General features: G+C 57.9%; 15 protein-coding genes and 1 pseudogene. 11 read left to right on the top strand and 5 right to left on the bottom strand.

What is annotated here, in order from left to right; genetic code table 11:
* Positions 1-145: 145 nt before the first annotated feature.
* Positions 146-2623: a mechanosensitive ion channel family protein gene (locus G3M63_RS02180; RefSeq protein WP_256669914.1), complete on the top strand. Its 2478-nt coding sequence runs from the start codon at positions 146-148 to the stop codon at positions 2621-2623.
* A gap of 535 nt (positions 2624-3158) precedes the next feature.
* On the opposite strand, the gene G3M63_RS02175 is transcribed toward G3M63_RS02180, so the two are convergent.
* A complete protein-coding gene (locus G3M63_RS02175; RefSeq protein ID WP_163981757.1) occupies positions 3159-4049 on the bottom strand; it encodes an alpha/beta fold hydrolase in 891 nt (296 codons plus the stop codon).
* 92 nt (positions 4050-4141) lie between these two features.
* On the opposite strand from G3M63_RS02175, the gene ligD reads away from it, so the two are divergent.
* The 3 genes and pseudogenes from ligD to G3M63_RS02160 all read left to right on the top strand — a co-directional run bounded on the left by ligD (position 4142) and on the right by G3M63_RS02160 (position 9300).
* Positions 4142-6754 (top strand): DNA ligase D, encoded by a 2613-nt coding sequence (gene ligD, locus G3M63_RS02170; RefSeq protein ID WP_163981756.1) that lies wholly within the window; start codon positions 4142-4144, stop codon positions 6752-6754.
* 9 nt (positions 6755-6763) lie between these two features.
* The gene (locus G3M63_RS02165; protein ID WP_163981755.1) at positions 6764-6988 is read left to right on the top strand and encodes a DUF2188 domain-containing protein; all 225 of its coding nucleotides are present in this window, start codon (positions 6764-6766) and stop codon (positions 6986-6988) included.
* Positions 6989-7320: 332 nt separating this feature from the next.
* Positions 7321-9300 (top strand): annotated as a pseudogene (locus G3M63_RS02160) (PAS domain S-box protein).
* 284 nt (positions 9301-9584) lie between these two features.
* Here the strand turns inward: G3M63_RS02160 and G3M63_RS02155 are convergent.
* The gene (locus G3M63_RS02155) at positions 9585-10361 is read right to left on the bottom strand and encodes an outer membrane protein OmpK (protein WP_371923516.1); all 777 of its coding nucleotides are present in this window, start codon (positions 10359-10361) and stop codon (positions 9585-9587) included.
* Positions 10362-10939: 578 nt separating this feature from the next.
* Between G3M63_RS02155 and G3M63_RS02150 the strand changes: the two genes are divergently transcribed.
* Genes G3M63_RS02150 through rfbC form a run of 4 tightly spaced genes read left to right on the top strand, consistent with a single transcriptional unit; the run spans position 10940 to position 14754 of the window.
* A complete protein-coding gene (locus tag G3M63_RS02150) occupies positions 10940-11986 on the top strand; it encodes an NAD(P)-dependent oxidoreductase (RefSeq protein WP_163981753.1) in 1047 nt (348 codons plus the stop codon).
* Between the two features lie 59 nt (positions 11987-12045).
* The gene (gene rfbF / locus G3M63_RS02145) at positions 12046-12822 is read left to right on the top strand and encodes a glucose-1-phosphate cytidylyltransferase (protein WP_150300132.1); all 777 of its coding nucleotides are present in this window, start codon (positions 12046-12048) and stop codon (positions 12820-12822) included.
* 36 nt (positions 12823-12858) lie between these two features.
* Complete coding sequence (locus G3M63_RS02140; RefSeq protein ID WP_163981752.1) at positions 12859-14166, top strand: NAD(P)H-dependent oxidoreductase; 1308 nt, start codon at positions 12859-12861, stop codon at positions 14164-14166.
* Positions 14167-14205: 39 nt separating this feature from the next.
* Positions 14206-14754 carry a dTDP-4-dehydrorhamnose 3,5-epimerase gene (gene rfbC / locus G3M63_RS02135; RefSeq protein WP_150300134.1) on the top strand — a complete coding sequence of 183 codons (549 nt, stop codon included), beginning with the start codon at positions 14206-14208 and terminating at the stop codon, positions 14752-14754.
* Here the strand turns inward: rfbC and G3M63_RS02130 are convergent.
* From G3M63_RS02130 to G3M63_RS02125, 3 genes are all read right to left on the bottom strand, one after another.
* Positions 14722-15774 carry a glycosyltransferase family 2 protein gene (locus tag G3M63_RS02130; RefSeq protein ID WP_163981751.1) on the bottom strand — a complete coding sequence of 351 codons (1053 nt, stop codon included), beginning with the start codon at positions 15772-15774 and terminating at the stop codon, positions 14722-14724. The two genes, rfbC and G3M63_RS02130, sit on opposite strands and share 33 nt — an antisense overlap.
* Positions 15775-16176: 402 nt before the next feature.
* On the bottom strand, positions 16177-16308 hold the full coding sequence (locus tag G3M63_RS19425; RefSeq protein ID WP_218573642.1) for a putative transporter small subunit: 132 nt from the start codon (positions 16306-16308) through the stop codon (positions 16177-16179).
* Between the two features lie 46 nt (positions 16309-16354).
* A complete protein-coding gene (locus G3M63_RS02125; RefSeq protein WP_163981750.1) occupies positions 16355-18007 on the bottom strand; it encodes a sodium:solute symporter family protein in 1653 nt (550 codons plus the stop codon).
* 461 nt (positions 18008-18468) lie between these two features.
* On the opposite strand from G3M63_RS02125, the gene G3M63_RS02120 reads away from it, so the two are divergent.
* The 3 genes from G3M63_RS02120 (at position 18469) to G3M63_RS02110 (ending at position 21640) form a co-directional block, all read left to right on the top strand.
* Complete coding sequence (locus tag G3M63_RS02120) at positions 18469-18936, top strand: hypothetical protein (RefSeq protein WP_163981749.1); 468 nt, start codon at positions 18469-18471, stop codon at positions 18934-18936.
* Positions 18937-19300: 364 nt separating this feature from the next.
* The gene (locus tag G3M63_RS02115; RefSeq protein ID WP_163981748.1) at positions 19301-20479 is read left to right on the top strand and encodes an acyl-CoA dehydrogenase family protein; all 1179 of its coding nucleotides are present in this window, start codon (positions 19301-19303) and stop codon (positions 20477-20479) included.
* 18 nt (positions 20480-20497) lie between these two features.
* Complete coding sequence (locus tag G3M63_RS02110; protein ID WP_163981747.1) at positions 20498-21640, top strand: acyl-CoA dehydrogenase family protein; 1143 nt, start codon at positions 20498-20500, stop codon at positions 21638-21640.
* The last annotated feature ends 42 nt before the right edge of the window (positions 21641-21682 follow it).

The raw sequence follows: 21682 nt of genomic DNA, 5'->3' as shown, positions 1-21682 counted from the left end.
CTATAGATGGTTCGTATATCCGGTTATGAACGTGAGCGCCAGGCGAGGCTCCAATGAACCATTGCCGTTTGGTTTGTCGGGATTGCCAGCCCGGATCTGGTGCGCCGGCGGTGTGTCCATTTTTGCGAAAAATCGGCAGGAGCTTATGTATAAAGCGGTCGTTCACGGAATGTGCATGTTGATGCTGGCGCTCGTCCCGGTTGCGGGTTGGGCCGCGCCTGCTGATGACGGAGAGATAACTGCGCCGCAAGCGCGTCGCGCACTGCAGACACTGCAAGACGAAGCGCAGCGTGAGGAGGTGGTACGTACGCTGGAAACTATCGCCGCTGGCCCGGACGCCGACAGCAATGAAGAAACCGATGGCGAGCCGGCTGACGAAGAAAACGGGCAGGCCGCTGCGGCAGAAGAATCCCCGATTGCCAACATAGTACCGCTGGAAGAGGGTGGCCTGATTGCCCGAACGCTCGAGCAGGTGGGGCAATGGGCGGACAGTTTGGCCGAGCTACTGGCACGCCTCGGCAATGCACTCACGGAACTGCCGGCCTGGTTTGAAGCCACTTTTGTCAGTGAGGTGGGGCGTGCGCTGCTGTTGCAGGTACTGACTGATCTGGCCATCGTCTTCGGTATTGGTCTGGGGCTGGAATGGCTGCTGCGCAGAGTATTGCGCAAGGGCGCGCAGACCCTGATCGACACCGCCGACGAAGCGGATCAACGGCCGCCCGCGCCGCGCAGGCCCGTAGAGCCAATCGCCAGTTCGAGTCTGGCCGAACAGGCGGTAGCCGGATTGCGGCCGATCCAGGATGGCACCGCTCTGGTGCATGTTCAGCGCGACGGCGTCGAACAGGTCGAGTCTGTTGCGGTCGGCGTGGTCAATTCGGGCGCCGACCCAGCGACAGCGCCTGAACCCGCCCAGCAGATCGGCACGGGACACCCCTCAGCCAGGACCAACAAAGCCGAGCCGGAGCTCACTGCGCTGCGTCACCTGCCGTTCGCTTTTGCCAGCTTTGTGCTGGACCTGTTGCCGTTGGGGCTGTTCTTCGGCATCGCTGCGTTGACCCTGCATTTCCTGCCGGGGCTCGATTCGCGCACGCACGAGGTAACCAGTGAGTTCGTCATGGCCTACGTCATTACCCGGATAACCATGGCCGTGGTGCGTTTGCTGGCCTCGCCAACCCGCTACAGCCTGCGCATCGCCCGCATCAGCGATGGCGCGTCACAGCTGCTGCACCGGTGGGCAAGGGGGCTGGTAGTGCTGGCCACGTTTGGCGTAGCCCTTGCCAACGCCGTGGAGATTCTCGGTACCGGGCCGTCAGCGCGTTTGTTGATCATCAAGAGCGTTTCCCTGCTGGCGCACATTGCGGTGGTGGTTCTGGTGTTCCGGATTCGCCATCGGGTAGGCGCGCTGATTGCCGGTCCCCAGGATCGCTCGGGCACCTGGTCGGTCCTGCGTCGGTGGCTGGCGCGAATCTGGCCTTACCTGGCGAGTATGCTGGTCATGGGCTCCTGGCTGATCCGGACCATGCATATCGAGGACGGCTTTCCCAGATTGATCGAGTTTGTCGGGATATCCGGCGCGATTATTGTGCTTGGGCGTCTGGTTGCGGTCCTGGCTCTGGGCGCGCTCGGCCGGCTGGTGGATGAAGACGAGGAGGCGGAGCAGGCCCAGGGCTTGCGCCATCGACTGGCCGAGGATTATTACCCGCTGCTGCGCGCGCTGGTGATATTCATCATCGCGGCCGGCACCTTGCTGGCGTTGCTCCAGGCCTGGGGGCTGAATGCGCTCGCCTGGTTCGCGCCAGGCACGATTGGCGGTAGCCTTGCCTCTGCGGCGCTGACCATTCTGGTGGCGGTGATCCTCGCTATCATCGTCTGGCAGACGACCAATGCAACCATCGACAGGCGCATCAACCTGTGGCGACAACAGGGCGATACGGTGCGCGCAGCACGGCTGCGCACCCTGTTACCCATGCTGCGCTCGGGGCTGATGGTCGTCATCGTGCTGGTGGTCGGTTTCACTGCGCTCAGCCAGATAGGAATCAATACGACGCCGCTGCTGGCGGGCGCAAGCATCATCGGCGTGGCCGTTGGTTTTGGTTCGCAAAAGCTGGTGCAGGACTTTATCACCGGGATCTTCCTGCTCATGGAAAACGCCATGCAGGTCGGCGATTGGGTGACCGTAGCGGGCGTATCAGGCACGGTGGAAAACCTCTCTATCCGTACGGTCCGCCTGCGCGCCGGCGACGGATCACTGCACATTGTGCCCTTCAGTTCGGTGTCGACGGTCAACAATACTACCCGTGGCCTGGGCAATGCGGCGGTGCGCATCAGCGTTCGTTATGACACGGACATCAATCAGGCGATTGCCGAGCTCAAGGCCATTGGCGCCGGGCTACGTTCCGATCCGGCGTTCGAGAAGCTGATTATTGCTGATCTGGAAGTCTGGGGCGTGGACGCGGTGGACGGCTCGCTGTTTACCCTGGCCGGCCAGATGCGCTGCGTGGACAAAGGCCGTTGGGGCGTGCAGCGTGAGATGAACCGGCGCATTCTGGAGCGCTTCCGCGAGCTGGGCATTCATGTGGCTGATCCGAGGGAGCGGTTGGTAGGGTCTATCAAGACGCGGTAGGGATAATCGTGCTGACACGGACCTGAGCTGGATTAGTAACGCCGAACGCTCCGCGACGTCCGCGGCGCGCCCTGGGGTTGCTGCGATCGAGATCGGCTGGCCTGGCGGCCAGCGTCGTGCCGAGGTCGACACTCCTACGGGGGGCTGTGCAAGCTGATGCTGGCGGGCACGGATCAACTCAACACCATCGGCGGACACTGGTTTGAAGGAGCGGCGCCTCGGGGCGCCGAACCGCCGCCGCGACGGCGTCCGCAGGGCACCCTTGGGTTGCTGCAAGCTACATCGACTGGCCTGGAGACCAGCATCGCCCCGACGGTTCGGCGATCCGATCGGGCCTCCCACCCTTGACCGCGTCGGTGTGAATAGAAAGCGCTTCCAGATAGACACCATGTGCTTGGAATAAAACACGGTTTGTGGACAGTCGAGTTCCATCTCGACCAGCGGCATAGCCGGCGAGCACTATGGCCGGGATGGCCCCCCCTCCATTGAGCGCGCACTCATGGAAGCGTCGGGTCTCGCCGCAGGCGGCAATGTGTCACCGCTGCGCCAGGAAATCCATCAGACACTCCATGAACGCCGCAGGCCGATGGTGGTGCACGTTATGCCCGGCGCCCTCGACGCTGATGATTCTGGCGTTGGGGAAGTGTCTGGAGCGGCCATCCTTTTCGGGGTTTGAGGCCCAGCTTTCCTCACCGTAGATCAGCAGTACGGGGCATTCGATTGTCTGCCATAGATCGCTGGCTTCCGGCGAGGCAACCTCCGCGGCGCCCCCGCCGCGTATCTTGGCGTCGTACTTCCAGCGCAGCTGACCATCCTCGGCTGCTGTAAGCCCATGGCTGCAAATGTGCAGCGCGGTGGCGCGGTCGACGAGAGGATCATGGCTCATCAGGCGGTCGACTGCCGCCTCGATATTGGCGTAGCGACTGGTCTGTTGCTTATCTATCTTCCCGACCTTCTCCACCCAGGCGCGCAGTTGGCCGTGCCGGGGCGTTAGATCCCGCTCGGCGCGTACCTTCGGAGACGATCCCAATCCTTCGATCACGCAGAGCCGCTCGACCTGCTCCGGAAAGGCCGCGGTGTAATGGATGGCGATATTACCGCCCAGCGAATGCGCGACCAGCGTGGCCGGCGGGTTGCCGAGATCCTCCATCAGCGCGGCGATATCCGGCACGTAATCGGGAATGGAGTAGGCGCAACCGGTGCTCCAGTCGCTGTCACCATGACCGCGTAGATCCGGCACTACAACATGCCACTGCTCACGCAGCTGCAGTGCCACCTGATCCCAGACACGGGCGTGTTCCAATCCGCCATGCAAAAGAACCAGCAAGGGGGCGTCGGAGTTGCCCCAATCGAGATAATGCAGACGCAAGCTGCGCGAAGAATAAAAACGGCTTACGGGTAAATCGGAGCTGTTCGGGTCGGGCATGTCGAAGGGGTCCAGTTTGGGGCGCCGGTGCGGGAGTGAACCTTCCAGGCCGGCGCTGTTCTTTATGGAAAGAGTGAAGCAGAGGTGTATTCATGGCCGAGGCACTCGAGGAATACAACCGCAAACGGGACTTTGGTGCAACGCCTGAGCCTTCTGGTGCGAGCAAATCGAAGCGCTCTGGCAAGCGTGGCAAGGCAGAACATGCGTTGCAATTCTGTATACAGAAACACGACGCGACGCGGCTGCATTACGATTTCCGGCTGGAGCTGGACGGTACGCTCAAGAGCTGGGCGGTGCCAAAAGGGCCGAGCCTGGATCCGAAATCTCGCCGGTTGGCGGTGCACGTCGAAGATCATCCATTGGACTACGCCACCTTTGAGGGCAATATCCCCGAAGGGCATTACGGGGCCGGCGATGTGATCGTCTGGGACCGCGGAGTGTGGATACCCGAAGGTGATCCCCGCGAGGCCTACCAGAAGGGCAAACTGAAATTCGAGCTGCAGGGCGAGAAGCTTGCCGGCAGCTGGAATCTGGTGCGCACCAACATGGATGGCAAGAAGGAGCAGTGGTTCCTGATTAAATCCAAGGACGACGCGGCGCGTCCGGCGGCTGAATACGATGTAACGGAAGAACAACCCCACAGCGTACTGAGTGACCGCACCATTGTTCCGAAACGTCGCGGCGGTAAAGCGGTAAAACCCCAGCCGGTGGAAAAGGCACCGGCAAAGAAAACAGGCAATAAGCAGTCAACCGAGCTTGGCGATGCGAAACAGGCGGAGCTGCCCGACATGCTCAAGCCTGAGCTCGCCACCCTGGTCGAGAGCGTGCCGGATGGTGACTGGCGCTACGAAATCAAGTTCGACGGTTACCGCATCATGGCGCGTATCGATGACGGCGACGTGCGGCTTTTCACTCGGAACGGTCACGACTGGACGACCAAGATGCCGCGTCAGGCCGAAGCCCTGGCCGGGCTTGGGCTGCAAACCGCCTGGCTGGACGGCGAAATGATCGTCGCCAACGATGAAGGCGTGCCGGATTTTCAGGCTTTGCAGAATGCCTTCGAGACCAACAAAAGCGGCGCCATCGTTTACTACCTGTTCGACATGCCTTACCTCAATGGCATGGACCTGAAAAAGGTGCCCCTTGAGCAACGCCGCGCTGCCCTGGCGAAAGTGATGGAACGCAGTGAAGACGAGATTCTGCGTTTTTCCGAGGATTTTGAGGAATCTCCCGAGGCGATGCTGAACAGCGCTTGCCAGATGAAGATGGAAGGGCTGATCGGCAAGCGCGCGGGAAGCAGTTATGTGTCCCGGCGCAGCAATGACTGGATCAAGCTCAAATGCAGTCACCGCCAGGAGTTTGTGATTGTTGGCTTCACCGATCCCAAGGGTAGCCGCAGCGCATTCGGTGCTTTGCTCCTCGGCCTGCATGACGAGGACAGTGGTGAGTTGCGTTACGCCGGCAAGGTGGGGACCGGTTTCAATGAAGCGACCCTGCGTCGCGTGCACGAACAGTTGAAGCCACTGGAGATGAAGAAAGCGGCTGTGGTGAACCCGCCCACCGGTGCCGATGCGCGCGGTGTGCATTGGCTTAAACCGCAGCTGCTGGCCGAAGTCGCCTACGCGGAGATGACCAAGGACGGCAGCGTGCGCCATGCCGTATTCCACGGGCTGCGCAGCGACAAGCCGGCCGAAGATATTACCCACGAGCGACCGGCAATGACGAAGTCGAAAAAGAGCGCAGCGGACAAGCCCGGCACGAAATCGAAATCGAAATCCAGCGAAAAGTCGGCCCCGACCAAAACCGGCAAATCCTCGACCAGCGGCAATTTCCGCATCACGCACCCCAAGCGCGTGATTGATGCCTCAAGCGGTGCGACCAAAGGGCAGTTGGCGGAGTACTACGCCCGCACCGCAGACTGGATCCTGCCGCACCTGGCCAACCGGCCGGTGGCCCTGGTGCGTGCGCCGGAGGGTTTGTCGGGGGAGCTGTTCTTCCAGAAAAATCCGGATCGCCTGTCCATTCCGGATATCGAAACCATGGGCAAGGAATATTCCGGGCAGCCGGTGATGATGATCAACAGTCCCGAGGCGCTGATCGGGGCGGTGCAAATGAGCACCATCGAATTCCATACCTGGAATGCGACCTCGGCCGATCTTGAGCGCCCGGACCGCTTCATTCTCGACCTCGACCCGGATCCGGCGTTGCCCTGGAAGGCGATGATCGAGGCGACGCAGCTGACCTTGGCGGTACTCGATGAGCTGGGGCTGACCGCCTTTCTCAAAACCAGTGGCGGCAAGGGCATTCACCTGGTGATTCCGCTGAAGCCGAAGGACGACTGGGCGCAGGTGAAAGCGTTCAGCCAAGCGATCGTCAAGCACATGGCCAAGCTGCTACCGGATCGCTTCTCGGCGGTATCCGGCCCGAAGAACCGTGTCGGCCGAATCTTCATTGATTACCTGCGCAACAGCCAGGGCGCGACCACTATCTGCGCCTACGCTGCGCGCACCCGGGAAGGCATGCCGGTCTCGGTACCGATCTACCGCGACGAGATCGACGATCTGAAGGCCGCCAATACCTGGACCATCCATAATCTGCATGAGCGTCTCGGTGAGCTGGACTCGGACCCATGGGAAGGCTATGAGAAAGCCCGCCAGACAATCACCGCTGATATGCGCAAACGACTCGGACTCAAGACGAAATAGGAGATTGCGATGGATAACTACCACGTCAGTCAGACGGATAGGGGCTGGGAGCTGAGAAAGGAGGGCGCTTCGCAGGCTGCGCGCACGGCGGGGACCAAAGCGGAGGTGCTGGCGCTGCTTCCGGACTATATGGAAGGTACGACCGGCTCGGTGAAGATTCATTTGCAGAATGGCGATATCGAGGAAGAGCGGACCTATCCCCGTCGGGCGGATCCCGCTGAAAGCCCGGGCTGAACGCGGCTGGACGGTCCCTCAGCATCGCTGACGTCAGCGATGCAGCTCTGTGCTGTGTCGTCTGTGCCAGAACCAGGGGTGAAGTGTCCCGAAAGTGAGAACAGGCATAGGGAAGCCAATTGCTACAATTTCAGGCTGGTTTAACATTGAATGACGTTTCTGCCCGATTGAAGCCAGTCATCCGGCCCGTCCGATGGTGATTCGCCCGAGTGTCGGTGGCCGGCCGATACAGCGGAATGTAAAACGCTTGACGTTTTTTGTGACGCCGGTTCGGTATACAGTCTTTCAATGTGTATCATGATCGGCTAACGACACATTGTAGGAATAGAGCGATGAATAAGGTTGAACAGCTGGAAGCTTCGCTGACCGACGAAGGGCGCTATCGCTTGCTCATCGACTCGGTGACAGATTATGCCATCTATATGCTGGACCCTGACGGCATTGTTTCCAGCTGGAATCCGGGAGCTGAGCGCTTCAAGGGTTATTCCGCCGATGAGATAATGGGTTGCCATTTTTCTCGCTTTTATTCTGAAAGTGATCAACGCGCTGGAAAGCCACAACGCGGTCTCGATATAGCTGCGCGCGAAGGACGCTTCGAAACGGAAGGCTGGCGCATCCGCAAGGATGGCACTCGTTTCTGGGCGCACGTCATCATTGACCCGATCAGAGATCCCGCGGGCGAAATACTTGGTTATGCCAAGATCACCCGTGACCTAACCGAGCGCAAGATGGCCTAAGAGGCGCTGCGTGAAAGTGAGCAGCAATTTCGTCTGCTAATCGAAGGCGTGACGGATTACGCTATATATCTGCTCAGTCCGGGTGGCCTGGTCACCAACTGGAACGCCGGCGCCGAGCACATCAAAGGTTATAAGCGGGAAGAGATAGTAGGCGAGCATTTCTCGCGCTTCTATACGCCAGAGGACCGCGCTGCCGGTAAGCCCGCAGCCAGCCTGGCAACGGCCGCACGCGTTGGTCGCTTTGAAAGTGAAGGCTGGCGAATGCGCAAGGACGGCAGCCGGTTCGTTGCTCATGTGATTATCGATGCAATATACGATCCTGAGGGAAACCTGACGGGATTCGCCAAGGTTACCCGGGATGTCACTGAGCGGGTTGAACGGGAGAAAGAACTCGAGCAGGCACGTGAAGCGCTGTTCCAGGCGCAGAAAATGGAAGCGGTAGGCCAACTGACTGGCGGTATTGCGCACGATTTCAATAACCTACTGACCGTAGTGCTGATGAGCCTGGAGATGGCCCGCAAGCGCCTCCCGGATGACACGCGGGTGATGCAATTTATCGAAAATGCCATCGAGGGTGCGAAACGCGGCGCGACGCTCACGCAACGTATGCTCGCCTTCGCCCGCAAGCAGGAACTGCGAATCGAGGCAGTCTCGGTGCCTGAACTGGTAGGGGGTATGTCCGGTTTGTTGGAAAGCTCGATCGGACCCTCGATTTCCATTAACACGCGATTTTCTTCGGTATTGCCCTCGGTCAAGGCTGATGCCCATCATCTTGAGACCAGCCTGCTCAACCTCGTCGTTAACGCACGTGATGCAATGCCTGAGGGCGGCACCATCGAGATTTCCGCCAGCGCCGAGTATCACGCCGGTGGCGAGACGGGTGAGCTGGAGCCGGGCGAGTATGTTCGGCTCTCCGTGACCGATACGGGCGAAGGAATGGATGAAGCAACGCTGGCGCGGGTCACCGAACCGTTCTTTACCACCAAAGGGGTGGGTAAGGGGACAGGATTGGGTTTGTCCATGGTTCATGGGATGGCCGGCCAACTGGGCGGTAAGCTGGTGGTAAACAGCGAGAAGGATAAAGGTACGACCGTCGAGGTGTGGCTACCGGTAGCAATCAGCGAGCCGGAACCCACCCAGACTATGGATCCGGATACGATTGCAGAATTCAAGGGGCCGCTGGATGTTCTGGCGGTGGATGATGATCCACTGGTTCTGACCAACACAACGGCGATGCTTGAGGAGCTTGGACACAAGGTGATTGAGGCCAGTTCAGGCCCGCAAGCCCTTGAGCTGCTGCGCGAACGCAACGTGGACCTGATCATTACAGATCACGCGATGCCGGGTATGACCGGCATGCAGCTGGCTGAGATCGTCCGGGCAGAACGCCCCGAACTGCCGATTGTATTGGCTACCGGTTACGCTGAATTGTCTCGCCGGAGCAAAATTCCCATAAAGGTTCCGCGCTTGGCCAAGCCGTTCGGCGAGAATGCGCTGGCCGAAGCAATTACTCAGGCTTTGATTGTGGTAGCGCCTAACGTGTCCGATGAACCTGCCAATATTGCCTCTGTCTGATCCTCCCTGAAAGTCCAGCGTGTTTCCTCTGGTTTACTCTCTTCCTTATGCTTCACGAATCAAACTCTTCCTTCGCGCGGCTTGCTCTGTTGGTTGGTGAGCCCAGGCTGCTTGCTATCCGCTCTGCTGGTCAGGAAATAGGCTTCAGATATTCAGCATGCCGGATGGATCGAGCGAGCGAAGGAAGAACGCACTACGTGAAGCGAGGAGAGATTAGCGAACGGCACGATCCGGCAGGGACTCGAGCCGGTGCCTGGGTAGGCACCGGTAGGTTGTAACAGCGATCAGAAGTGCACTTTTACCAATAGATTGGTGAGGTTCTGGTTGGTATCAAAGTCGCGGCTGTTCCGTATGCCGTACTTGTCTTTCCAGTAACTGTATTCAATACCGGCATAGAATTGCTTGGCTTTCCAGTCCAGCGCCTTGCCCAGGTCGTATTTGATTTGCGGGTTGAAGTGAAAATTGGCGTGGGGGCCCGCTCCGTCGTTATCGACCACCCAGTCGATATAGCCGTCGATCAGAATGTCTGACTTACCCGCGGCCAGCGTGTAACCCCAGACCGGAGTGATCTGCCAGCTGCCACGGCTGCCATCGGGCGTATCAGCGTGTCGATAGTAGGTATTGAGCTGAAAATAATCGAAGCCGGGGAGGTCAAGATCCACTGCAGGGCCGAGCAGGTAGTTCTTGATGTCGCCACGGCCGAATTCATAGGTTCCGGCCAGCAATACATCCTTGACAGGCCCAAAACTGATTGATTGCCCGCTCAACTTGCCAAGCGACAGGCGCGGCGCGATCTCTCCGTAATAGGTGCTGTTGTTACCCGTCGCGTCCTTGCGGCCGTTGTACTGGATGCTATCGATGAACATGAACAGATCGCCGGCGTTCCAACCACTGGCGTGTTCCAGAGTAAAGGTCTGCTGGGTTTTCGGGTCAATCTCGAAATCCGTGCCATACAAATAGGTCAGACTGTTGTCTTGCCACTGCAGGGGGGAGGCGGCAGCGAGCCCGCTGACCACGGCGAGAGTGCCCGCAACGGCGACTGTAGTTCCTTTGCGCATCAATAGTGCTCCGATAATAGGGTTAAAAATCCGCGCCATCTTAAAGCCTTTGCGGCAAAAATACAGAAAATAGCGCTTGGTGCGCTTCCCGCCAGGCCGGACCAGGCTGAACTACGCTGGTGGTTGTCAGTCGAAAAATGACAGTCTTCACATCAGGAGTTTTTATGCTCAAGTTTCTAGCCAGTACGGCCGGTATCATTTTTTTGATTGGTCTCGCAGTGGTGATCGGCTTTTTCATGCTGATCTTCTAACGCCTGTCAGATCTCCGAGCGCCACGCCGGGAATCATCCCTCGGCTGGCGCCATTCATGTCCTGACGTTGTCCTCCCCCCTCCGAATCAAGCCTCCTCTGTTTACCTGTGGCCGGTACCGCTGGTCGTCGCGCGATGCTGTGGCTCGCTCATAAGTGATTAATTTTCAAAATGTTTCGGGCGCTGCTGTCAGGCAGTAGCGGACTGATGTCACATTTCTCGTTGTGCTGAAATGAACTTTCGTAATGCGTACGTATCATAGGACCAGTTCAAACAATCGTTTGCTCGCTACAACCCGCAACCAGCCTCACTTGGCGCAGGGAAGGCCCTTATGAAGATACTCGTACTCGGAAACCTCGGATATGTCGGTCCTTCGGTTGTCAGGGAGCTGGCATTACGCCACCCTGAAGCCGTCATTCATGGATTTGACAACGCCTATTTCAGTCATTGCCTGACCGGCGCGACCGCTGCGCCGGAGCGCTACCTCGATCGCCAGTTCTACGGCGACGTGCGCACGATCTCCGCGTCCATGCTGGAAGGTTACACCGCTGTGGTAGAGCTTGCCGCCGTGTCGAATGACCCGATGGGCAATCGTTTCGCCGGTGTGACAGAAGAAATCAATCAGAAAGCCACCGTCTCGATTGCCAAGCTGGCTGCTGAGGCCGGCGTCAGCAATTTCGTGTTTGCCTCCAGTTGCAGCGTGTATGGCGTCGCTCACGGTGCGCCAAGATGTGAGACTGACCCGGTCGCGCCCATGACCGCCTATGCCAAATCCAAGATCGGTGCCGAACAAGAGTTGGCAGGTATCGATAGTGACATGGTCGTAACCTGCCTGCGGTTCGCCACTGCTTGCGGCATGTCCGACCGGCTCCGCCTTGATCTTGTTCTCAACGATTTTGTCGCCTGTGCACTCAGCGAAGGCCGAATTACGGTGCTCAGCGATGGTTCCCCGTGGCGTCCACTGATTGACGTGGCTGACATGGCCCGCGCAATCGACTGGGCGGTCCAGCGCCCGGCCAGCAATGGTGGTCGTTTCCTGCACATCAATACCGGCTCTGATGAGCGCAACCATCAGGTTCGCGATCTGGCAGCGGCAGTGGCTGATGCAGTCCCCGGCACATCGGTCAGCATTAATACCGACGCGCCTGTAGACAGCCGATCCTACAAAGTGGATTTCAGCCTGTTTGCCAAACTCGCCCCCGATCACCAGCCGCTGATGACGCTCTCCGATTCAATCGGCCAGTTGATCGAAGGGTTGCAACGGATGAAGTTCAACGACCCTGACTTCCGGGCTTCGCCGCTGATGCGACTGCACGTTCTTCAGGACCACATTGCACAGGGTCGTTTATCAGAGGCTCTCAAATGGTTACCCCTGTGAAATACAGTATTTTCCAGCCGGTCGCGCGGCCGACTTACCTGCCTAAGGAGAGGTAAAAAATGAAAGTAGTCATATTTGCCGGCGGTTTTGGTACCCGTCTCAGTGAAGAAACAGCCGTTCGTCCCAAGCCGATGGTCGAGGTGGGCGGTAAGCCCATCATCTGGCACATCATGAAAATGTACGCCCATCATGGCTTTAACGAATTCGTGGTGCTCGGCGGCTACAAGGTTGATTACATCCGCGATTACTTTCTTAACTATCGTGGCAATCGTTCCGATTACACCATCGACCTCGCTACCGGTGAGGTCCAGTGGCATGACAAGCTGCCGGAGAACTGGAAAATAACGGTACTCGACACGGGTGGCGATACCATGACCGGCGGCCGCCTCAAGCGTGCCCAGAAGTACCTGATGGATGGTCCCTTCTGTCTGACTTATGGCGATGGCGTCAGCGATGTCAATATCACTGCGCTGGTCGAGTCGCACCGTGCGTCGGGTTGCTGGTGCACCCTGACGGCCGTTACCCAGCCCGGTCGTTATGGCGCTTTGCGTTTGTCCGACAATCTCAGCCATGTCGACGCCTTCCGTGAAAAGGGCGCCGCTGATGGTGGTCTGATCAACGGTGGATTTTTCGTTTGCGAGCCTGAAGTCTTCGATCTGATCGATGACGACCAGACCGTTTGGGAGAACGAACCCATGGATCGACTGGTCGAGCGTCGCATGCTGGGCAGTTTTGCGCACAAGGGCTACTGGCAGAGTATGGACTCGTTGCGCGACAAGGTCGTGCTGGAAGAGGCCTGGGCGCGCGGTGCGCCGTGGAAGCTCTGGAAAGATTGATCGCCAAGCCCAGCTTACACCTGTCGGAGATGTGTGATGATTATTGTTGATACGGCGCTTGCCCGGCGCCAGGCCGAGGGTCGGCCTATTCGTGTAGGTATGATCGGTGCAGGTTTTCAGGCGAGTGGCATCGCATTGCAGATCATGACGGCTACCCAGGGTATGACGTTGTGCGCCGTGGCCAACCGCAATATTGCGGCGGCGGTGGGAGTGTTTGACCAGGTCGGCATTCAGCCGGCCCGTTGTGACTCTCAGGCCACGCTGGAAGACGCGATCAAGGCCGGTCGCGCTGCGGTGACGGAAGATGCCGAGGCGCTTGCAAGGGCTGAAGGGCTGGACGCGATCATTGAAGTCACAGGTTCGATCGAGTTCGCCGCCCGGGCATTGCTGGCCGCGCTGGAAGCGGGCAAGCATGTCGTGCAAATGAACGCGGAACTGGACGGCACAATCGGTCCGATACTGAAAGCCAAGGCCGACGCCGCAGGAGTGGTCTATACCTTTTCCGATGGCGACCAGCCTGGGGTACAGATGAATCTCTACCGATTCGTTGCGGGTCTGGGCGTAAAGCCTGTTTTATGCGGCAACATCAAGGGTTTGCACGATCCCTATCGCAACCCGACCACCCAGGAAAGCTTCGCCAGGCGGTGGGGGCAAAAGCCGGCTATGGTTGCTTCCTTCGCCGATGGCACCAAGATTTCCTTCGAGCAGGCCATTGTCGCCAATGGCACCGGCATGCGGGTTGCTCGTCGCGGAATGATAGGGCCGGATTTTTCTGGCGGCGATCCGGGGGCTCCGTTGGTCCCGATCGAAGATACATTGTCCGCCTTTGAGCCTCACCTGGACGCGTCGAGCCCCGGGCTGGTCGATTACGTGGTAGGCGCGCGCCCTGGCCCGGGCGTATTCGTTCTGGGCACGCTGGATAACCCTCGGCAGCGGCATTATCTGGAGCTGTACAAGCTCGGCAAAGGGCCTTTTTACTGCTTCTACACGCCTTATCACCTGTGTCACTTCGAGGTACCCAACTCCGTGGCGCGCGCGGTGCTGTTCGATGATCCTGTGCTGACGCCAAAGGCAGGTCCCATGGTCGGCGTGATTGCGGTGGCAAAGAAAGATCTGCAGGAAGGTGAGCTCATCGGTGACTTCGGTGGTTACGAAGTCTATGGCGTCGCGGAAAACATTCAGCCAATTCGTAGCGAGCGCCTGTTGCCGGTTGGTCTGGCGCTGGGTTGCACCCTCAAGCGGGCAGTCAAGAAAGACACGCCGCTGACATTTGATGACGTCAATGTACCCGCTGGACGAGTAGTAGATCGTCTCTACGCCGAACAGGAAGAGATGTTTGCCTGATACCGCGCGGCTGCGCGGTTATCTTTCAAGGAGCAGCAAATGATATTTCACGAAACGACGCTGAAGGATGCCTGGCTGATCGAACTGGAACCGCGTGGGGATGAGCGCGGTTTTTTTGCGCGTACGATGTGCCGGGACGAGTTTGCCAGGCATGGACTTGTCACCGATTATGTTCAGCAGAACACCTCGGTTTCTGCAAACCGCGGGACACTACGGGGCTTGCACTACCAGGCCGAGCCCTACGCTGAAGCCAAGTTGGTGCGTTGCTTGCGCGGGGCCATCGTCGATGTGATTGTCGATCTGCGCGAAGACTCGCCAAGCTATCTGAAGCACCAGCTATTCGAGCTTACCGACCGGAACCGGCACCAGCTTTACGTGCCGCCAGGCTTTGCGCATTCATTTCAGACGCTGGAGGATGATGTAGAGGTGAGCTATCTGGTTTCGGCTCCGTATACGCCGGAGGCCGAGCGCGGCTTGCGTTATAACGACGAACGGCTTGGGATTACCTGGCCCGAGGCGGTAACGACCATCTCGGACAAGGATGCGGCATGGCCGCTAATCGTAGACCGCTCTGAGAAACTGTTCTGACATATTGTCTTCGTTAACCGGCTCGAGTCTGGAGACTGCGACCGGAGGGGTAGCCAGTGGTTGCGGAGCATCCAGCAGAAAGCTACGCACGGTTACCCCGAGATTGGAAAACGGCGCATCTATCGCTTCCGCACTCGGATGGAAGTGGCTGCTTTCAATCAGTCCCTGGAGAACAATTCTGGCTTTACCGAATTCTTTCATTCCGAGTAGTTGACTGATGAGTTTGATCTGGTGGAAAACTGACATGATCAGGCGGCGCGGACGATAATACTTTCTCGCTACAAAAACCTCGTTACGAACGTAATGACGATGGTATTTCAATCGGTTGGGATTGTGCTCGGCGAGAATGCTGATAGCACCGTTTTCTTGTCTAAGGTGCAGGACCTTGCTATTTCCCACGATAAAGCCGGGAGCGTTCCGGGTAATACGTAACGTGTATTCCGTATCTTCGCCCCAGATAAACATCGAAGCCAGAGGTAGCCCATACTCTGCCAGCGTCGCCCGCGGTACGAGTATCGACACAAAAGTTGCCCTGCGTACCGGGACGATGCCGTGCTCCAGGGTCAGTGGCCAATTTTCATAATCGATACGGTTGCGCCGCTGGTCCATGGAAGGTGCGTTCGTTATCAGACCGCCTTCCGTATACGCAGTGGACAGTAAAAATGCGCGCTCCATTGATTTCTGGTCCAGGAGCTCGTCCGCTTCCTGCAGGCGCTGAAGGGCGTCAGGGCTGGGGATGACGTCATCATCCATCATCCAGACGAAGTCAGCGCCTTGTTGATAAGCAATCCGAAACCCGGCGTTGAATCCGCCTGACGCACCTATATTGTTCGACAGGATGTGTACTTCAAGATTCGGAAAATCGAGCTCTTTGAGCATCTGTTCGGTTCCATCGGTGCCAGCGTTATCGATAACAATGACACCATCACAGGCTCGGGTCTGGCTGTAGACCGCTTGCAAACACCTGTTAAGCAAATCCTTTCGATTAAAGGTGAGTATTACCGCAAAAATCTTATTCATACCATCTTCCTAGTATGTTTGATTGTTCCTTCTGCGCTGTGAGCAGTATGGGTAAGAAGCTGCGTAAGCACACGTAATTTTACAAATCGATATAAAGCAAGTGCACCCTAACAAGACAGGCTGTTCGGGCTGTTTGTTCAAAAGTTACTGATTTTATTGTATAAAAGTTGACGGCTCACCTTCCGCTTAGAAAGTTTGTGAGCGACGATTGGCGGTTATATGAAAAATTAAACTAAAAAGTGAAATGTTATCTAGACGCGTATCACATCCTGCGCTATAGGCAGAGTTTTAAGACAGACGGGTAACGGCGGGAGTGAAGATTGGCAGGGATATCATGCATGGAGGGGGCAGTGATTGAGCAGGGCATGCCGGCCGGATTCTCACCCGCACGCCCTCGTTGGATCAGACCAGGCCGCGCTGCTCCTGCTTGGCTTTGCGAAGGTCTTTTAGTGTGGCGGTCAGAATCACGGCCAGCACGGCCAGCGACGCGAGCGGCCAGATCAGGATGTAAGAACCTAGAAGTAGCGATTGCATAGTATGTCTCCTGTCGCCGCCCAAAGCGGGCGGCGGTTGTCCAAGATTAAGATTGAGCCGCTTTGGCGTTGTGGTCGTAGTTGCCCACGTCGCGGCTGATTTTCTGGAAATCAAACTTGTGCGAGCTCAGCAGGCTGATGGCTATACACACGATGGTGCTTGCGCCATAGGCGGTCAGCGAGGCCAGTAGCACGGTGTAGTCGCGCAGGAAGTCCAGGGTGAAATAGGCCAGGACCAGTGCGCCGAGCACACCTATGATGAGACCTGCGCGACGGCCAAAGAACCCGAAGCTCATCAGACCGATGACCACGCCGCCGCCAGCAGAGCCGAGCAGTTCGAAGAACAGGCCGATCACGCCAGTCATGGGCAGCAGTTCGAAGCGCGCCAGGCAGAACATCAACAACCCGGCTACCACCGCCCAGGTGAACGCCGTGTTGGTCACTCGATCCCAGAAACAGCTTGCGATCACCGGGAATACGATTGCACCCCACAGTGCACCGACAAATACCAGCATGATCAGAATATCCATGGAGAAGCTGGCAAAAATTACGCCGAGCAGCGTGGCCACGATCATGGTCAACCGGCCGATGAACAACATCTTTGTCGGGTCGGGATTGTTCTTGGCGATGTTTTTGCCGTAGACGTCTGCCATGACAATGGCGGAAAGCGCGCACAGGTCAGAGTCCGCAGTCGATGATAACGAGCCGATAACCAGAATGAAGAAAAGACCAATGAACACCGGCGGCAGATACATCGAGACCATCTGTGGGATCAGGTTGTTCATGTCGCCATCGATGGGTTCGATGCCGGTTATCAGTGCCATGAGCCCTATCATGCCCAGGCCGATCACGATGGCACCGTAGCCAATGGTAGCGGTAATAAAGGTGGGCTTTATGTGATCTTCGCGGACCGCGAACAGACGCTGCGAAATGGTCTGGTTGCCGATCGCATAGGCCAGTACAGCCACAAAGAAAGGTGCACCCTGGTTGAGGATGGCATCCATGGAGAACAGGTTTGCCTGCTCGGGTGTGAGCACATCCATATTGTCGACCAGAGCGGCTGGCCCACCAAGGGAGAACAGTACTGCGGGGATGATCACGATGGCGATGGCCATCATTGCCATGAGCTGGGCGAAATCTGTCAGGACCGAGGCGCGGAAGCCAGACCAGAGTGTGTATGACAGCACGCCGACGCCAGCAATGATGACACCGGCCTGGAAAGATAACGGCGACAGTACCGATACCAGCGCACCGGACGCGGTGAAGTTGACCATCAGGCTGATGATGCTGCCGAGTACGTTAGACGAGGCCAGAATCAGTTGGCTCGAAGCACCGTGTCGGGCATGTATCAATTCGCCCAGCGTGTGCGCATTCGGAGCCAGCTTGCGGAACCGGCGACCGAAGGGGTAGATAAACAGGATCATCAAGGCGCCCCACAAGCCATAGTGCAGAGGGCCTGATACACCGTAGGTATAACCGGAGGTGGCGGCTGCGTAAAATGAGGCGGCCCAGATCCAGGTGGCGGTCATGCTGGCGGCGCCCAGGCCGAAGCCGATGCGATGGTTTGAAACCATAAAGGCGTCGGTATTTTCTTTCTTGTCCTTGATCAGCAACGTCAGAAGATAGGTGCCGCCATAAAACGCAAGCAACAGTAGCAACACAGTCAACGTCGAGAATTGGAAAAGTGTGGAATCGTTCAAATTATCGTCCCTTTGTGAATTGACAGGGCTGGAAATCCATAAATATCAAACGAGGATCCATCAGCGGTTAAATAACGGACTCAAGCAAGCACGGCGCATTGAAGCTCTCGCCCAGGCACAAACAGAAGGGATATAACCCGATAGATTTCGGCGCAGATGACCGATGAAAACGCATTGCTGGCCCGGGTTTGCTACGTCCGGTGGAGAACTACCCTATCAGTTCAACCGGAGCCAGTCCACCCGGAGCGCTGTATCCTAGCCCTTTGCCAGCATTACTACGAAGGGCTGTCAAGGGTAAACTGTGCCTTTTCCGCGCTGATCAAGCTGGCCTTCCGAGGACCGTGAGCGGGCGTATGCAAGCAATGAAGTAGGAGCACCAACACCCCGATGAGCGTGGTCGATGATAACCAGCGCACCAGGAGCGCTCGATCCATACTGAGAAGTGAGAGCTGAACACCTTCATGAAGATAATTCGCCTATTGGCGTATGGCGTAGTACTCGGCTTGTCAGTTTCCGGCTGTGGTAAAAGCGGGGCTGATAAAAGCGTGCTTGGATATGAAGCAAAGCAAGCCGAGCTTGGCGAACACGTAACAGACAGCTCAGCTGAGTTTGACTCGCTGGCTGCTACGCAGAATATCGATGTCAGCTTTGCCTCGGGCCCATGTACTACAGAGGGCTGTACTGATGCTGCTGCCGCCAAGGTTCCGGCTGTCATCGCCGAACCCATTCCGACTGTGGATACCCGACCGGCTGAGCCTGTTGTCCCCGAAGCCGACCAGAAGCTTGCGCTTGAGCCAGTCAACCCGGAAGAGGAGGCAATCGTTCGTGACGCGCTTTACACTCTCGGCGATGAACGTTGCGCAGCGGACGGCGAGTCCGGACCAGAGTGTCCGGCCAAACCTGAGCCAGGTGATCAACTAAAATTCTGATCGGTTTCAGCGTCCCGGTAAGTCAGGATTCGGGACGTTATTCAGAGCTTCGCTCGGCGCTCGAAGTTCCTTGCCCTCCCGCGTTCTTCCTCGATTCTGCCCAACGGCATCGTGCTGTCAGGTCAGTCGGCAACCTCCCCACGCTTTTCGATATGCCCTGCCGCTTTCCAATGCCCCTGGGGCTCCTGAGCGTTCGACGCTGCTGAATCGCTACATGAATCCTCTCGAGGATGGACAACCAGGGCTGGATGCCGATTCTGTTTGCTAATGAATCGTCATTCCGCTTGCTTACAGCGCAGCGCAGGGAGGTTATGCGGAGTATCTTGGTCAGATCCTATACGCAGCTTCATCGAGGAGAATCAATGTGACCGATCTTGATGCATTTCGACAGGAAACGCGCGACTGGCTGGAGGAAAACTGCCCACCGGCTATGCGCACGCCCATGAAGCAGGAAGGGGATCAATGCTGGGGCGGGCGTAATTTTCAGTTTTCCAGCGATGATCAGCGAATCTGGCTGGAGCGCATGGCTGCGCGCGGCTGGACGGCGCCGGATTGGCCACGCGAGTACGGCGGCGGCGGACTCAGCCAGGCTGAGCACAAGGTATTGCGTGAAGAGATGGCGCGTATCCGGGCACGCCCGCCGCTCTCCAGTTTCGGAGTGTGGATGATTGGGCCAGCTATACTCAAGTTCGGTTCCGAGGCGTTGAAGAGGCAGCATCTCCCGGCCATTGTGCGGGGTGAGATTCGCTGGTGTCAGGGCTATAGTGAACCCGGTGCAGGCTCTGATCTGGCAGGGTTGCAGACACGGGCCGAAGATCATGACGATCACTTCCTGGTTAATGGCCAGAAGATCTGGACCTCCTATGCGGATCAGGCTGACTGGATGTTCTGTCTGGTACGTACCGACCCCGATGTGCGCAAACAATTGGGCATCTCCCTGGTTCTGTTCGACATGACGACGCCAGGCGTGAGCACCCGTCCCATCAAGTTGATTTCCGGCAATTCACCCTTCTGTGAAACTTTTCTCGACGACGTACGCGTTGAAAAGGACCAGGTGGTGGGTGAGATCAATCAGGGCTGGACTATCGCTAAATATTTGCTGACCCATGAACGCGAAATGATCGGCGGCATGGGCCGCACAGCAGCAGGGCAGCAGACACTACCGGACTTTGCGGTGGACAGCGTCGGGCTTGAAAACGGCCGCCTGGCTGACGGCTCGTTACGCGCTGAGGTCGCGCGGTGGGCAATAGACGCGAAAGCCTTCGAGCTGACCGCAGAGAGGGTGCTCGATGAAGCCAAGGCCGGCCAGGGCGTGGGCCACACGTCGGCGATGCTCAAGTATTACGGCACCGAGCTGAACAAGCGATGTCAGGAGCTGATGATTGCGCTGCGCGGCAGCGATGGGCTGGTATGGGAAGGCGAGGCCTCCCATCACGGTGCTTTGCCACGGATGTGGCTGCGCTCGAAGGGCAACTCCATCGAAGGTGGCACCAGCGAGATTCAGCTCAACGTAATCGCGCGCAATATTCTCGCGCTTCAGTAATCGACCCGAGGACGCACCATGGCTGCATTGGTTTTGAATGAAGAGCAGAACATGCTCAGGGACGCCGCCCAACGTTTTTTCAGGGAGAACGCCCCGGTTTCCCAGCTACGCGCGCTGCGCGACACTCGCGACGAGACAGGTTTTTCGACCGAACTCTGGCACAACATGGCGCACATGGGCTTTGCTGGGACCCTGATATCCGAGGATTTTGGCGGTTCGGGTTTTGGCCATGTAGGTATGGGGCAGTTATTTGAGCAGGCCGGGCGCAACCTGAGTGCATCCCCGCTGTTCTCCAGCTCCGTGCTGGCTGCAGCGACCCTTTCACTGGCCGGTTCGGACGAGCAGAAGCGTGCGATGTTGCCGGCTATCGCCAGCGGTAACCTGATCGTGACGCTGGCTATCGACGAAAAAGCCCGCCATCAACCCTGGTCGATCAACACGACCGCGCAGAATCTGGACGGGGGTTTTGTCATTAATGGTCACAAGTGTTCCGTGGTCGACGGGCATGTCGCCGACAAACTGATCGTGGCCGCGCGCACCAGTATTGGCAGTCAGGATAGCGACGGCATTAGTCTGTTTGTTATCGATCCCGGCACCGACGGCGTCAGGGTGGAGCGGACCATCATGGCGGACAGCCGCAACGCCGCACGGATAACGCTGGACCACGTGCGAGTGGACGACGATGCATTGCTTGGCGAGCTGAACCAGGCGCATCCGGTAGTCGAGTCGGTGCTGAATGCCGGCAACGCGCAACTTGCTGCGGAATTACTGGGATTGTCGCTTGAAGCCTTTGAGCGAACTGCCAGCTTTCTTCAGGAGCGTAAGCAATTTGGCGTGGTAATCGGTTCGTTCCAGGCGCTGCAGCATCGGGCGGCACATATGTTCAGCGAGCTGGAGTTAGTGAAGTCGGTGGTGTTGAAAGCGCTCGTCGCGCTGGACGAAGGTGCACCGGATGCCTCGGCTCTGGTCAGCCTGGCCAAAGCCAAGGCCTGTGAAGTGGCTGAGCTGGTGACCAACGAGATGATCCAGATGCATGGCGGCATGGGCATGACTGACGAGTTCGACGCAGGGCTGTTCATCAAGCGAGCCCGTGTCGTGCAGCAACTGCTAGGCGACTACCGCTACCACGCTGATCGCTTTGCCCTGTTGCATGGGTTCTGATTGACCCTGTCAGCCAGCGATTGAAGGGACCGAGCCTGGCCA

Origin of the sequence: Pseudomonas sp. OIL-1 (genome assembly GCF_010669185.1) — a bacterium.
Lineage (GTDB): Bacteria > Pseudomonadota > Gammaproteobacteria > Pseudomonadales > Pseudomonadaceae > Halopseudomonas > Halopseudomonas profundi.
The sequence above is the reverse complement of the archived record's forward strand: the minus strand, read 5'-3'. Positions and strand labels throughout refer to the sequence as shown.